The 14750-nt window shown below is 58.5% G+C and carries 11 protein-coding genes; 6 read left to right on the forward strand and 5 right to left on the reverse strand.

Features of this window, described 5'->3' with window-relative positions; genetic code table 11:
- Positions 1-382 precede the first annotated feature (382 nt).
- Positions 383-1948, forward strand: a complete 1566-nt coding sequence (locus RX972_RS10535; RefSeq protein ID WP_316874861.1) for a lactate dehydrogenase — start codon at positions 383-385, stop codon at positions 1946-1948.
- A gap of 303 nt (positions 1949-2251) precedes the next feature.
- On the opposite strand, the gene RX972_RS10540 is transcribed toward RX972_RS10535, so the two are convergent.
- Positions 2252-2644, reverse strand: a complete 393-nt coding sequence (locus RX972_RS10540) for a hypothetical protein (RefSeq protein WP_316874863.1) — start codon at positions 2642-2644, stop codon at positions 2252-2254.
- Between the two features lie 62 nt (positions 2645-2706).
- The gene (locus RX972_RS10545) at positions 2707-3600 is read right to left on the reverse strand and encodes a LysR family transcriptional regulator (RefSeq protein ID WP_316874865.1); all 894 of its coding nucleotides are present in this window, start codon (positions 3598-3600) and stop codon (positions 2707-2709) included.
- A gap of 127 nt (positions 3601-3727) precedes the next feature.
- Here RX972_RS10545 and RX972_RS10550 point away from each other — a divergent pair, with 127 nt between their 5' ends.
- Entirely contained in the window at positions 3728-5089 is a 1362-nt protein-coding gene (locus RX972_RS10550) for an MFS transporter (protein WP_316874867.1), read from the forward strand.
- Between the two features lie 139 nt (positions 5090-5228).
- Here the strand turns inward: RX972_RS10550 and RX972_RS10555 are convergent, their stop codons facing one another.
- A complete protein-coding gene (locus RX972_RS10555; protein WP_316874869.1) occupies positions 5229-6113 on the reverse strand; it encodes a LysR family transcriptional regulator in 885 nt (294 codons plus the stop codon).
- A 96-nt stretch (positions 6114-6209) separates the two neighbouring features.
- On the opposite strand from RX972_RS10555, the gene RX972_RS10560 reads away from it, so the two are divergent.
- Positions 6210-7334: a DSD1 family PLP-dependent enzyme gene (locus RX972_RS10560; protein ID WP_410478217.1), complete on the forward strand. Its 1125-nt coding sequence runs from the start codon at positions 6210-6212 to the stop codon at positions 7332-7334.
- 842 nt (positions 7335-8176) lie between these two features.
- Here RX972_RS10560 and RX972_RS10565 read toward each other — a convergent pair.
- Positions 8177-9187, reverse strand: coding sequence for an aldo/keto reductase (locus RX972_RS10565; RefSeq protein WP_316874872.1), 1011 nt, complete (start codon positions 9185-9187; stop codon positions 8177-8179).
- Positions 9188-9288: 101 nt separating this feature from the next.
- A complete protein-coding gene (locus tag RX972_RS10570; protein WP_231678140.1) occupies positions 9289-10182 on the reverse strand; it encodes a LysR family transcriptional regulator in 894 nt (297 codons plus the stop codon).
- Between the two features lie 499 nt (positions 10183-10681).
- Between RX972_RS10570 and paoA the strand changes: the two genes are divergently transcribed.
- The 3 genes from paoA to paoC are packed head-to-tail and all read left to right on the forward strand — an operon-like array spanning position 10682 to position 14456.
- Positions 10682-11308, forward strand: a complete 627-nt coding sequence (gene paoA, locus RX972_RS10575; protein ID WP_231665874.1) for an aldehyde dehydrogenase iron-sulfur subunit PaoA — start codon at positions 10682-10684, stop codon at positions 11306-11308.
- Complete coding sequence (locus tag RX972_RS10580; protein WP_255880448.1) at positions 11305-12261, forward strand: FAD binding domain-containing protein; 957 nt, start codon at positions 11305-11307, stop codon at positions 12259-12261. Before paoA ends, RX972_RS10580 begins: the two co-directional genes overlap by 4 nt.
- Positions 12258-14456, forward strand: a complete 2199-nt coding sequence (gene paoC, locus RX972_RS10585) for an aldehyde oxidoreductase molybdenum-binding subunit PaoC (RefSeq protein ID WP_316874876.1) — start codon at positions 12258-12260, stop codon at positions 14454-14456. Before RX972_RS10580 ends, paoC begins: the two co-directional genes overlap by 4 nt.
- Positions 14457-14750: the final 294 nt, after the last annotated feature.

Below are 14750 nucleotides of genomic sequence, written 5' to 3' on the forward strand. Positions count from 1 at the left end.
TGCAGGTCCGACGTCTCGCCAACAAGTTGGCTCCTACCGGGTCACCGTTTGCTTCGCGACAGCGGTGTGTCATGGACGCAAGGCGCGCGCTCATCCAGCATCACGTCGATAATGGATTGAAACGCAGACCGGGTAGGAGGCAACTTGTTGGCGAGGCGCAATTTCTGACGATGCAGGTCCGACGTCTCGCCAACAAGTTGGCTCCTACCGGGTCACCCGTTTGCTTCGCTACAGCGGTGTGTCATGGATACAACAGGTTGGCGTTTAAATCGCAGCATACGGTCCCTCCCGCGCTTACTCGCGCCCCACTCCAACCTAAAGTTTCCCTGCTATTGGCCGCTACAAAGTAGATACAATCCAGATAAGCCAGCACGGAAGCGCTATGACCTCAATCTCTTTAGTCACTGCCAGCACGCCGCTCATTACCACACCAGCCGCCACTGCCGTACCGGTGAGCGCCACCGAGACACCTCTCACTCTCGCCAGCTCACCGGCCTCCGTTGTGATGCTCGGTCAGGATTCAAAAGTCGCAGATGCCGCCACTTACTCCAGTCGCGGGAGCTTGAACAACGCCGATTCGGTGTTGTTCTTTGAGAAAAAAACCAGCGATGCAGTGACGACAGTCCTCACTGGCAACATGTCCGCTAAATCCACGGCCGGACGTTTTCAGGGCCTGGGTGCTGCACTGCTGGAACAGCTTGCCAGCGGCAATTCGAACTCAATCTCCCAGTCCGTCATCAGATCAGGCACTGACGGTATAAAAGACGCTGCCGCGCTGAAATCAGCCCAGGCTCAGCTGCACAGCAATACCCAAAACACCATCACCCTCACGCTGAAAACCGCGAGCGGCGCGACCATCACGCTGAACCTGACCAGCAAGGATGACGGTCTCGCCGTGCAAGCGGATGTGACCGGTGGCAAGCTGAGCGATGAAGAAAATGAGGCATTGGCCTCTTTGGCAGACTCCTTTCAGGGAGCCATTGATGGCCTGACTGCCGGAACACCGCGTCTGAATCTCGGCAACCTGACCCAGCTGGACCCGGCCTTGTTCTCGTCGATTGACCTGAGCGCGCGCCTGAAAGTGGGCGATAACCAGTATCAGACGCTGAACTTCCAGTCGGATGAAAAAAACAGGTCCGTGGAAATGAACGGCCCGACCGGCAATGTTCAGTTGAGCGTCAAAAACAATGCTGCGATATTGGGCAACGCGCAACAGCAAGCCCAGGCTGTAGAAAGCTACCTGAAGCAATTTGACGCAGCGCAAAACCGGGGCCAGGGCGACAAAGACCTCATGGCGCTGTTCAAGGATGCGTTTTCCTCCTTGCAGAGCACCACCAAGAGCCTGAGCGGTAGCTCCAGCCTCAACAGTGTGGATCGCTCGATGTTGACCGGTCTTGCTGATTTCAGTGTGTCGCTGACGCAAAACGCCCAACACAGCAACCCGATGCGCCCCGCCGAAGCCGACAAGTTCTCTTATAAAGCCTCGCAGACTACCGACCTGCAAGGTGCAGGCGACGCCAATCGATCCATCGAGCAGAAACAGACATCCAGTCTCGAGGCGTCGTACCACAAGAGCATTTACCCAGGCTCGAAACTGGCCTTGGGCAATACCGCGGAATCGCAAAACTACGACTTCTACCAGATTACTGATCAGGCCGAGAGCACGACCCGCATCGGCTATAACAAGGGCGCGCTGGTAGTAGCCAACTCTACCCAGAGCGTCCAGCAGTCAACGATCGTCAATCGATACGAAATGGGCAAATTGATCGACACCATCAGCACCCCGAAAGAGATTTCCAGGTCGCGTAACTTGCTGGGCATGATCGACGCCGCCCTGCGTGAAGACCGAAGCTCGCGGGTAACGACGGGCAAGTCGACACTTGAAGACGATCTGATGGCCGTTCACGCCAAGGTGCTGCTGCAGTCGAATCCCTCTTCGGTTCGCTGACTGGCAGTTATGACGCAAACTTGTAGGAGCTGCCGAAGGCTGCGAGGCGATAATCCTGACACACCGCCATCGCAGCCTTGGGCAGCTCCTACCAAACAATGCATAACTATCTGATTCACACCACAACCTGTGGGGCCGGATTCATCCGGGAAGAGGCCAGTAGATCCGCCACATCATCGTCGCCTGGAATGCCGTCTTCCCGGATGAATCCAGTCCCACAGGTCCTAGGTTTGTTGAGCGACAGCGTGTTGTCAGTGATACCCGGGCAGCTCCAACGGAAAATCAGCGTCAGGCCTGAGGAACTCAAACATCGCGAAACAGATCGTGAGCGTCCAGCAACCGGTAGGCGATTTCGGGGTTCTTTTCCAGCCCTCGCCTGATTGCAGCAGGAATCGACTGCCTGGTTTTGCGGCACAAACCCGGCAGCTCGTCGATAGTAATCGCGATCCCGCGCATGCTGCGTACTTCGTTAAAACCCGGCACCACCTCCAGGCGAATCCCCAACTGCTCGTACAACTTGCGCTGCATGTGCTCAAGGTCAGCCAGACTCTTCAGGTTTTCCAGACGCTCAAGCAGGCGTTTCTCCTCCTGGCGGGTCAACGCCAGAATCCGCAGCTCGTCCGCCTGCAACAGTTCGCGCCCGCAATTGCAGGCACCGGGGGGACAAGGCTGACGAAGCGATAGCGTGGTACTCATGGTCGCAGCATACCGAGGCTTGTCCCGACTTTGCCATCACCCCTGGCAGGATTGGCGCATTTTTACCCCCGATTATGTTCAAACTCCCGACTGAGCAAATCCCTGAACGCGGGCAACACCGGATTTTCGTTATCGCGACGGGAAATCATGTGCAGGTCAGCATTCAGGGTCGCGTCGCGGAGCGGACGGAATACCACAGCGCCACTGTGCAGTTGCCGGGCCGAAGCCGGCACAATCGAAAGCCCCAGACCGGCCTGAACCATGCTGACAATGGCGTGGGTCTGGCCCAGATGATAGGCATACCGCGGCGTGACACCGCTCATGGCGAACAGCCCGACAATGCAGTCATAGAAGTAACGGCCTTCATCCGCGGCGTACATCACAAAAGGCTGATGATTAAGGTCCGCGAGGGCAATCGACGGCTGTGTGGTCAACGGATGCTCTGAGGGCAACACCACTAAGAGCGGTTCGCGATACACCAACTGCGCATCGAACACTTCTCGATCCCTGACCTGACGCACCAGGCCAATGTCGATCAGGTTCGCTGACAGCGCATCCAGCTGGGCATCGGAAACCATCTCCTTGAGGACGAACTTCACTTCCGGCATTTCAAAGGCAGCCTTGGCCAGCAACTGCGGCACCATGCTGTAAGCGCTGACGCCGGTAAACCCGAGGGTCAGCCTGCCCACTTCGCCGGAGGCCAGACGCCGCGCGGAATTTCCTGCCTGTTCGGAGAACGTCAGGATGTGTCGCGCATCGCGCAGAAAGCCCCGGCCAGCCGCCGTCAGGCGAACGCCACGGTTATTGCGCTCCAGCAGGACAATGCCCAACGAACGCTCAAGCAGCTGGATCTGTCGGCTTAATGGCGGCTGGGTCATATGCAGGCGTGTAGCGGCTCTGCCGAAGTGCAACTCTTCGGCGGCGGCCACAAAACATCGTAACTGGTGCAATTCCACGATTCAAAATCCGCATCAACCTATCCAGCATCTATGTTAGACGTATATCCACCAAGGCTCCTACTATCGGGGAAAGACAGAGTTACATCTTCTAACAAAAATAAAACGTCCCTACAGGAGACGCCCCATGCTTTCGAAATCCATTCCTCTGGACCAGGTCGAGGCGCAAGCCCGGGTCGGTCGCCATCGCTTTCTCATTCTTGCCCTGATCTTTATCGTTACCGTCATCAACTATGCCGACCGGGCCACCATGTCGATTGCGGGCACCGGGGTGGTCAAGGACCTGGGTCTGGATCCCATGATGCTCGGCGTGATTTTCTCCGCATTTGCCTGGGCATACGCGCTGGGCCAGATCCCGGGCGGCTGGTTGCTGGACCGGTTCGGTGCGCGGCGTGTTTATGGCTGCAGTCTGGTGCTCTGGTCTATCTTCACCATGCTGCAGGGCACTGTCGGCTGGATGGGCTTGATGGGCGCTTCGGCCGCCATCAGCCTGTTCGCCATGCGCTTCATGCTGGGGCTTGTTGAATCGCCGGCCTTCCCTGCCAATAACCGAATCGTTTCCTGCTGGTTCCCTACCAGCGAACGCGGCACAGCGTCAGCGTTGTTCAACTCCGCGCAATACATGGCAGTGGTGCTGTTCACGCCGTTGATGGCCTGGTTGACCCATTCGTGGGGCTGGGAACATGTATTTCTGTGGATGGGCGGCCTGGGCCTGGTGCTCAGCATGGTCTGGTTTGCCTTCTACCGCGAGCCCCACAGCGATAAAAACCTCAGCCCTCGGGAGCTGGAATACATGCGTGACGGCGGCGCACTGGTAGACCTGGAGCTGACCCGCACCACGAAAAAACCCAAAGCAAAGCTCAGCGAAATCAAGCAACTGTTCACCAGCCGCACCTTGTGGTCGATCTACCTCGGTCAATACTGCATCACCGCCCTCACCTACTTTTTCATCACCTGGTTCCCGATCTATCTGATCAAGGGACGCGGCATGACCATCATGGAAGCCGGTTGGGTTGCGGCGCTGCCCGCCATCTGCGGTTTCTCGGGCGGCGTATTGGGCGGCATGCTCTCTGACTGGATGATTCGTCGTGGCGTACACCCGTCAATCGCCCGCAAGACACCGTTCATGATCGGCATGTCGATGTCGACGATCCTGGTCTCGGCCAACTTCCTGGATGCCAACTGGATGGTCATCACGGTCATGGCCATCGCCTTCTTCGGCAAAGGGTTGGCGGCGGTGGGCTGGGCAGTGTTGTCTGATACCGCACCGAAAAACATGGTCGGCCTCAGCGGTGGCGTGTTCAACGGCATCGGCAATATTGCCGGGATCATCACACCACTGGTGATCGGCTACATCGTCGCGGTTACCGGTTCCTTTAACATTGCCCTGTGGTTCGTCGCGGCCCATGGCGTGCTGGGCCTTCTGTCTTATGGCCTGCTGGCCGGCCGGTTTGAACGGGTGGTGATTGTGGAGAAAGCTTCGGTTTGAAGTTACCAAACCTTTTGATTGAAATGCAGTTTCATGTGGGAGTCGGGCTTGCCCGCGGTAAGGCTGGAACCGATCTGAAGTGAACCGCTTCCGGCCTTATCGCGAGCAAGCTCGGCTCCCACGAGAATCACATTTCAGATTAATCTCTCAGCGCTTCTTCAAAAAACGCCACCAATGCCTGCAACCGCGCCGTACGATTTTTCCGGGAGCGCACCAGCAAGCTGACAGGCGCGCTATCGAACTCCCATCCCGGCAAGACCCGCACCAGAGCCCCACTCGCCAACGCCTCCTTGATGTCCCATTGAGAACGTAACACCAGGCCCAGGTCTTGCTCGGCCCAACGCCGGGCCACGCTGCCGTCATTGCTGAGCATTGCCGGTTCGATCCGCAGGGTGCGCCGCGTTGATTGCTTGCGCAGTTGCCAGAGGGTGACGTCTTCTTCATTTTCGCGAATGCAGATACACCGATGCTGCAACAGATCTTCGGCGGACTCAGGCATTCCGTATCGCTCAAGATACCTCGGGCTCGCGCACAACCAACGCTCGTTGTGGGCAAGAGTACGTACCACCCAGGAACTGTCGCTGACACTGCCGATATGAATCACTGCGTCGCAGTCGTGGCGGTCCGGCCAGGGTGTTTCGCGCAAATCCAGATGCACTCGCACGTCGGGGTGCAGTCGGGCGAAACGTGCCAGTAACGGCGCGATCCGCGACCGGCCATAACCGAACGGCGCTGCCAGTCTCAGCGTGCCGCTCAGTTGATCATCGGCCTGCTTGAAATCCTCCGGCAGTGCTTCCAGTTGCTCCAGCAGCAAGGCGCTTTGTCGGGCAAAACGCTCACCCTCGGCGGTCAGGCTCAAACGTCGGGCAGTCCGGTTCGCGAGGCTGATTCCCAGCAATCCTTCCAGCTTGCGCAGACGCATGGAGAGCGCCGGAGGCGAGACATTCATGCTTCTGGCTGCCGCGCTGAGGGATTCAGAACGGGCAAGCGTCACTGCCAGACGCAAATCTTCGATGGCAATCATTCAATTTCACTTAATGATAAATGCCATCGTATTGAAGCACAGACTTACGTTTAAGACGTAGATTGGCGACACACACAGCTAACATGAGCCATGACCATGCCGACACTTCAGACCCTGGACACACCCGCCGCGGTCATCGACATCCCCCGCATGCAGCGCAACATCCAGCGCATGCAGCAACGGATGGACACGCTGGGCGTCCGCCTGCGCCCGCATGTGAAAACCAGCAAATGCCTGGCCGTCATCGACGCCCAGCGCGGGGCCGGAGCACAAGGCATCACAGTGTCCACGTTGAAAGAAGCCGCGCACTGTTTCTCCCATGGCATCGATGACATTCTTTACGGCGTGGCCATGGCACCGGGAAAATTGCAGCAGGCACTTGAGTTACGGCTGAAAGGTTGTCGCTTGAGCATCGTGACTGACAGTCTGGTCGGCGCCCAGGCCATCGTCAGCTTTGGCAGAGAACATGGGCACCGCTTCGAGGTCTGGATCGAAATCGACAGCGACGGCCATCGCTCTGGACTGAAAATCGAGGATCCGACGCTGCTGCATGTTGCGCGCACGCTTCATGAAGGAGGCATGCAACTGCTCGGTGTCATGACCCACGCCGGTTCAAGTTACGAGCTGGACAATCCCGAAGCATTGCAGGCCATGGCCGAACAGGAACGTCGGGCCTGCGTAATGGCTGCGCAAAAGCTCCGTGCGCAAGGGCTGCCCTGCCCCGAAGTCAGCATCGGCTCGACGCCGACCGCGCTGTCAGCCACCAGCCTTGAAGGCGTGACGGAAGTTCGTGCGGGGGTTTATGTATTTTTTGATCTGGTGATGCTTAACGTTGGCATCTGCCAGCCAGATGAACTGGCCCTGAGCGTGCTGACCACGGTTATTGGTCATCAGGAGGAAAAAGGCTGGATCATCACCGACGCGGGCTGGATGGCTATGAGTCGGGATCGTGGTACCCAAAAGCAGAAACGCGACTTCGGTTATGGACAGGTCTGCACCGAAAGCGGTGACTGGATTGAAGGTGCGGTGTTTGAAGGGGCCAATCAGGAGCACGGGATTGTCAGTACCTGCGAAGCTGACATCACCGATCGCTATCCGATTGGCAGCCGCCTGCGCATTCTTCCTAACCATGCGTGCGCGACAGGCGCGCAGTTTCCGGAATATCAGGCGGTTGATGCCGAAGGTCGGGTGCAGGTTTGGGGGCGGTTGTATGGGTGGTGATATGTGTTTGGCCTTCGCTGGATGTACACAATTTTCTTGTGTACATATCCGTTATTCGGTAATGGCTGGTATTGGTTGCGCTTTTACAGCGCGTCACTTTTGAACATCCGGAAGCCGGCCCACACAAAAGTAACCAAAAGGCTCTTGCCCCACCACTCGGCACCTCGCTGTCGCTCGGTGTACCCGCCCGCAGATCCTGAACCGTGGGCCGCCGCAACGGGCCATCCATGGCCCAATGCGGCTAACCCGGCGTCCTGCCCCTCTTCAACTCAAGAGCACCCCACGCTTCAGAATCTGCGTTCGGCCAGCGTGGTTTAACGGGGCGCCTAAGATCAAAATCAAAAGCGCGGCGGCCTGACAGCCGACCTGATGTGTGAACTTACCGATATTTTGTAGGAGCTGCCGAAGGCTGCGAAGCGGTGTGTCAGATGAAGAATGCGTTGGCTGTCGGGACGTCTCGCGAACAAGTTCGCTCCTACCGATCCGAGGCAACCCCACCGGGGGGTTCTCGCCCCCGCTCTGCTTTTGATCTGCTCTGCTTTTGATTTTGATCTTAAGCGCCCCGTTAAACCACGTCGGCCGGAATTCGATATTGCTGTGTGGGGTGAACCGGCAGGGATGCCGGTTTAGCCGCCTCAGGCCATGGATGGCCGGTGGCGGCGGCCCCACGCAGCAATGTCGGATTACGGGCATGCCGAGCGACAGCGAGGCACCCAGTGGTGGGGCAAGAGCCTTTTGGTTACTTTTGGCTGGGCCGGCTTCCGGCTGTTCAAAAGTGACGCGCTGTAAAAGCGCAACCAATACCAGCCGTCACCAAATAACGGATATGTACACAACCAAAACTACCCCACCTTACGCCCCTGCACCGGATAACCCGGATCGGTATAGCCATGGGTCGACGTATGCCCCGGCACCACAAGGCTGTCCACCAGCTTCTCATCGTCCGGACCCAGCTCCAGGCTCAACGCATCCATATATGTATCCCAATGCGCCTCAGTCCGGGGCCCGGCGATCGCGGCGCTGATCAGCTTGTTCTTCAAGACCCAGGCCAGCGCGAATGCAATAGATGTAGTGCCCCGCTCAGCCGCATGTCCGGCGATCGTCTGAGCGATTTTCAGCGACTCGGGACGCCACTCGGTCTGCTGCAAACGCTTGTCACCGCGGGCCGCTCGGGAGTCTGCCGGAATGTCTGCATCAACCCCGTACTTGCCGCTCAACACCCCCCGCGCCAACGGGCTGTAAGACACAACACCCAATCCGTACTGCTCGGCCGCCGGCAATTGCTCCACCTCCGCACTACGGTCGACGATGTTGTACAGCGGCTCACTCGCCAACGGCCGTTCGATACCCAACTGATCAGCGATACGAACCATCTCGGCAATGCGCCAGCCATGGAAATTGGAAACGCCGTAATAACGGATCTTGCCCTGACGAATCAGATCGCCGATGGCCCGAACCCCCTCTTCCATCGGCGCATCAGTCAGCGCCCGGTGGAAATACAGCACGTCGATATAGTCGGTACCCAAACGTTTCAGGCTGGCTTCAACGGACTGCATGATCCATTTGCGCGACTGGCCCTGCTCGTTTGGCCCTTGGGTCCGGGGTGTGGGGTAACCGAACTTGGTCGCCAGTACCCAACTGTCGCGTTGCGGGGCAATGGCACGGCCTACGACTTCTTCAGAACCACCGGCATGATAGGCGTCGGCTGTATCGAGAAAATTGACGCCCTGTTCGAACGCCTTGTCGATGATGCGTTTAGACGTTGGCTCATCCGTTTCGCCGCCAAACATCATGGCGCCCAGGCACAGGGGGGAGACTTTCAGAGCGCTGCGGCCCAGATATCGGTAGTCCATAAGGTCCTCTCGAGAATGGCTGAAATACACATTCAGCCCATCCTAAAGAACCGGGGATTATTGAGTAAGCCCGAAAAGCGAGATGCAGTCATGAGCAATATTCATGTGTTCAGCCGTAAGGCATCGACCACGATTGCCAAGGCCCGGGAGCTTTGACGGCGACTGGCGTAATACAGATGCAGGCCCGGAAAAGTCGGAAACCAGTCCTCCAGCACCCAGTTCAAACGACCCGCATCGACGTGCGGCTGTGCCAGGTCTTCAGGCATATAGGCCAGACCACCGCCATCAATGGCGGCCTGAAGTATCTGATACACACCGTTGAAGGTCAGTTGCCCGTCTACGCGGATCTGCAACTCATCTTTGCCATTCGCCAGTTCCCAGGCATAACAACCGCCATGGGTCGGCAGGCGCAGGTTGATGCAGTTGTGCTGATGCAGATCATCGGGTTTGAGCGGCATGGCGCGGTTTGCGAGATAGGACGGCGCGCCCACGATGGACATGCGCATGTCCGGTGCAATACGTACCGCGATCATGTCCTTGGCGACCTGATCGCCGAGCCGCACTCCGATGTCGTAACGCTGAGCGACGATGTCCGTCAGACCGTAATCGGTAATGATCTCGACTTTGAGGTCGGGGTACATCGGCAGGACTTTCGCCAGCCTCGGCCAAAGAACCGTGTTGGCGCTGTGGTCGGTGGCGGTAATACGGATAGTGCCGCGCGGCTTGTCCCGCATGCCCGTTACTTCGGCCAGATCAGCATCTATTTCTTCAAATCGCGGCGCCAGGCTTTCGAACAGCCGCTCACCTGCTTCGGTAGGTGCCACGCTGCGGGTGGTGCGAGTCAGCAACCGTACGCCGAGCCGGGTCTCCAGAGAGCGAATGGTATGACTCAAGGCGGACTGAGAAACCCCAAGCTGGGCCGCCGCGCGAGTAAAGCTCCTTTCACGGGCCACCGCGATGAATGCCAGCAAATCGTTGTAACTGTCCCGCGCCATTCATGAGCCCTCGTCATCTAATGACTGGATTAAACCAGCTATCGCTTAATCGCCCACGCTATTTGTTTGCAAGATGTATCGGGACACCCACGTCCGAATAGGCGTCAAGCGCCCGTACACATGGGTTAAGAGGGGATTGATGAGCTCAGTTCAGGTGTGTATTGCGATCTTTGCGCGTAGTCCTGCAAGACTCTGCCGACTAACGTCACAGCTCTCGCACACCTTCTCCAAGCCACCACGAATTCATGAGCAGAATGCATAACTGTTAGCGAGCAGAAACCGCAAACTTTCTACGCAAGCGGCGAGTCGTAACTTTGACTTGTACGAAATTGACCTCCACGAAACAAGCCCCAGCCGGACCAGGCCTGAAGGCGCAAAGACGCCCGGCACTAGCGAACTTGATGACAAGGTGTCGATACGGACGCCGCTGCCAAGCCACTGCTGAATTCGCAGCCATCCCCGTGCATAGGGGAACAAAATAATGGACGACCGTGACCTCATGAAAATAACCAGACGCAAATTCCTGATCGTGGGCGCGGTGACCGCGACCACGGCCGTACTTCCCCCGTTTATTTCCGCCCTGGCATCGGCGGCCAACCAGATGGCTCGCCCGGTCCGCGCACCGGTTTCACTTGAAGTGAATGGCGTGGCTCGACAACTGGATCTGGATACCCGCACCACGTTACTCGACGCTCTGCGCGAGCACTTGCATCTGACGGGCACCAAAAAAGGCTGTGACCATGGCCAGTGCGGTGCCTGCACCGTGATCGTCAACGGCAAACGCGTCAACTCATGCCTGACCCTCGCGGTCATGCAGCAAGGCTCGAAAGTGACCACGGTCGAAGGCCTGGGCACGCCCGACAAATTGCACGCGATGCAGGCCGCTTTCATCAAGCACGATGGCTTCCAGTGCGGCTATTGCACACCGGGGCAAATCTGTTCTGCAGTGGCTGTCCTAGATGAGATTCGTCAGGGTATCCCCAGCCACGTGAGCCAGAGCCTGACTGACCGTCCGCAACTGATCGCCAGTGAATTCCAGGAACGCATGAGCGGCAATATCTGCCGCTGCGGTGCGTACTCCAACATCATTGCCGCCATCAGCGAAGTCGCGGAGGTGAACGCATGAGGCCTTTTACTTATGTACGGGCGCAGTCGCCCGCCGAAGCGGCGGCACAGGCTGCACAGACCGAAGGGGCCAAGTTCATCGCTGGCGGGACCAACCTGCTGGACTTGATGAAGCTGGAAATCGAAACCCCGATGCACCTGATCGACGTCAATGACCTTGCACTGGATCGTATAGAAGCGACGCCCGAAGGCGGCCTGCGGATCGGCGCACTGGTGCGCAACACCGATCTGGCCGCTGACGCCCGGGTGCGCAAGGATTACGGCTTGCTCTCCCGAGCATTGCTGGCCGGCGCTTCCGGGCAATTGCGCAACGCTGCGACCACGGCGGGCAACCTGCTGCAGCGAACCCGTTGCCCGTATTTCTACGACACCAATCAGGCCTGCAACAAACGCCATCCGGGCAGTGGTTGCGCAGCGATTGGCGGGGTCACGCGGCAACTGGGGATTATCGGTGTGAGCAGCGCCTGCATCGCCACCCATCCGAGCGACATGGCCATCGCCATGCGGGTACTGGATGCCCAGGTTGAGACCGTACGCCCGGACGGCACCACCCGGGTCATTCCCATCGCCGACTTTCATCGGCTGCCCGGCAATACGCCTAACATCGAAACATCGCTGGCAGCCAACGAATTGATCACCGCCGTTACCCTGCCCGCGCCGATTGGCGGCACCCACATCTATCAGAAAGTTCGTGACCGGGCGTCTTACGCGTTCGCGCTGATTTCAGTTGCTGCGGTGATTCAAAGCAACGGCAAAGGCCGCGTCGCGCTGGGCGGTGTTGCACCTAAACCCTGGCGCGTTGAAGACGCTGACTCGCTGATGCCCGACGGTGCCAAGGCGGTCATGGCCAAGCTACTGTCTGGCGCCACGCCGACCCACGAAAATGAATTCAAGGTCACGCTTGCCGAGCGCACGCTGGCTTCGGTCATGGCGCAAGCGAGGGCTACCTCATGAAATTTGATACCCCGGCCAGCACCAACCCCATCGACCAGCTCAAAGTGGTCGGCAAAGCAACGCCGCGCATTGACGGCAAACTGAAAACAACCGGCCAGGCGCACTACGCCTATGAACATCACGACGTCGTGCCGAATCAGGCTTATGGCTATGTGGTGACCTCCGCCATTGCCAAGGGCCGTATCGGTTCAATGAATCTGGAGGCCGCCAACGCAGCGCCGGGTGTCATCGGGATCGTTACCGCAGCCAGCGCGGGCAAACTTGGCAAAGGCAAATACAACACCGCCACACTGCTCGGCGGCCCCGAGATCCAGCACTATCATCAGGCGATCGCGCTGGTGGTGGCAGAGTCCTTCGAGCAGGCACGCACCGCTGCGCAACTGGTGCAGGTCGAGTACCTGCGCACTAACGGCAAATACGATCTGGGCGGCGACCTGAATGCAGCCGTGAAGCCTGAAGGTGAATCACCCGATACCGCACGCGGCGACTTTGCCGGTGCATTCAGTTCGGCGGCGGTGCAATTCGATGCGACCTATACAACCCCGGATCAGTCCCACGCAGCCATGGAACCGCATACCTCCATGGCGACCTGGGAAGGCGAAAAGCTGACCCTGTGGACGTCCAACCAGATGATCGCCTGGAGCGTTGGCGATATCGCTACCACGCTGGGCATGGCCAAGGAAAATGTGCGTCTGGTCTCGCCTTATATCGGCGGTGGCTTCGGCGGCAAACTGTTCATCCGCTCTGATGCGATCCTTGCTGCGCTGGGTTCTCGGCAGTGCGGCCGTCCGGTCAAGGTCGCGCTGGCCCGCCCGCAGATCATCAACAACACCACGCACCGCCCGGCCACTATTCAGCGGATCCGCATCGGCGCAGGTCAGGATGGGAAGATCACTGCGATTGCCCACGAAGGCTGGTCCGGTGATCTGGCGGGTGGCGGTGTAGAGAACGCCGTACAGCCCACCCAGTTTCTATATGCCGGTGAAAACCGCATGACCGCCATGCGCCTCGCCACGCTGGACCTGCCGGAAGGCAATGCCATGCGTGCACCGGGGGAAACGCCGGGGTTGATGGCGCTGGAAATTGCCATGGACGAGATGGCGGAGAAGCTCAACATGGACCCTATTGAGTTCAGGGTCCTGAACGATACTCAAGTCGATCCTAACAATCCGCAGCGGCCCTTCTCGCAACGTAACCTGATCCAGTGCCTGCAAACCGGTGCCGAGCGCTTTGGCTGGAACAAACGCAACCCGCGTCCCGGCATGCAGCGCGAAGGCAACTGGCTGATTGGTATGGGCGTCGGCTGCGCCTATCGCAACAACCTCCTGCTCAAATCCGGCGCCCGGGTACGTCTGGGGAGCAACGGTAAGGTCACGGTCGAAACCGACATGACGGACATCGGTACTGGCAGCTACACGATCATTGCCCAGACCGCGGCAGAAATGATGGGCGTGACGCTGGATGACGTGGTGGTGCGTCTGGGTGATTCGGACTTCCCGGTGTCAGCGGGTTCCGGCGGCCAGTTCGGTGCCAACTGCTCGACTGCCGGGGTTTACGCGGCCTGCGTGAAGTTGCGTGAAGCCGTCACCCAACGCCTGGGTTACACCGCCAACGATGCGGTTTTCACGGAGGGTCAGGTGCAGTTCGCAGGACGTAGCGTTCCGCTGGGTCAGGCTGCGCGTAACGGCGAGCTGGTGGCCGAGGACTCCATCGAGTTTGCGGAACTCGCCAAGAAGTACCAGCAATCCACCTTCGGCGCGCACTTCGTTGAAGTTGCCGTCAACATGGCCACAGGGGAAACCCGTGTAAGGCGAATGCTGGCTGTTTGTGCAGCAGGTCGCATTCTCAATCCCACATCTGCCCGCAGCCAGGTGATTGGGGCGATGACAATGGGCGTCGGCGCAGCGCTGATGGAAGAGCTTGCCGTGGACAAACGACTGGGGTTTTTCGTCAATCACGATCTGGCGGGATACGAGGTGCCGGTACATGCCGACATTCCCGAGCAGGAAGTGATTTTCCTCGACGAAACCGACCCGATGTCATCGCCCATGAAAGCCAAGGGCGTAGGCGAACTGGGCTTGTGCGGCGTGAGCGCGGCGATTGCCAACGCGATTTACAACGCGACTGGGGCAAGGGTTCGGGAGTATCCGATTACCTTGGACAAAGTCCTGAAATCTTTGCCTGAGATGATTTAGGCAAACAGATACACGTTTCTCTGCAGGAGCTGCCGAAGGCTGCGATGGCGATGTGTCAGGACCAATGCTTTCGCAGCCTTCGGCAGCTCCTACAGGGAACGTGTTTCGAGTCAGGCAATCGCGTTTGCAATCCTGTGGGAGCGAATTCATTCGCGAAGGCGGTAGTTCAGGCGTTACATCTGCAGCGTATGCACCCGTCTCTTCGCGAATGAATTCGCTCCCACGAAAAACCGTGCAGTCAGGTGTTTTGGCGGTGAAAATACATTTCTGTGGGAGCGAATTCATTCGCGAAGG

This window comes from Pseudomonas syringae group sp. J309-1 (assembly GCF_032582135.1).
Lineage (GTDB): Bacteria > Pseudomonadota > Gammaproteobacteria > Pseudomonadales > Pseudomonadaceae > Aquipseudomonas > Aquipseudomonas quasicaspiana.

Bases quoted from the DNA above. Each gene is read 5' to 3' on its own strand.
- RX972_RS10535 (WP_316874861.1), top strand. From the start codon at position 383: ATGACCTCAATCTCTTTAGTCACTGCCAGCACGCCGCTCATTACCACA.
- RX972_RS10540 (WP_316874863.1), bottom strand. From the start codon at position 2,644: ATGAGTACCACGCTATCGCTTCGTCAGCCTTGTCCCCCCGGTGCCTGC.
- RX972_RS10550 (WP_316874867.1), top strand. From the start codon at position 3,728: ATGCTTTCGAAATCCATTCCTCTGGACCAGGTCGAGGCGCAAGCCCGG.
- RX972_RS10555 (WP_316874869.1), bottom strand. From the start codon at position 6,113: ATGATTGCCATCGAAGATTTGCGTCTGGCAGTGACGCTTGCCCGTTCT.
- RX972_RS10560 (WP_410478217.1), top strand. From the start codon at position 6,210: ATGCCGACACTTCAGACCCTGGACACACCCGCCGCGGTCATCGACATC.
- RX972_RS10565 (WP_316874872.1), bottom strand. From the start codon at position 9,187: ATGGACTACCGATATCTGGGCCGCAGCGCTCTGAAAGTCTCCCCCCTG.
- RX972_RS10570 (WP_231678140.1), bottom strand. From the start codon at position 10,182: ATGGCGCGGGACAGTTACAACGATTTGCTGGCATTCATCGCGGTGGCC.
- paoA (WP_231665874.1), top strand. From the start codon at position 10,682: ATGAAAATAACCAGACGCAAATTCCTGATCGTGGGCGCGGTGACCGCG.
- RX972_RS10580 (WP_255880448.1), top strand. From the start codon at position 11,305: ATGAGGCCTTTTACTTATGTACGGGCGCAGTCGCCCGCCGAAGCGGCG.
- paoC (WP_316874876.1), top strand. From the start codon at position 12,258: ATGAAATTTGATACCCCGGCCAGCACCAACCCCATCGACCAGCTCAAA.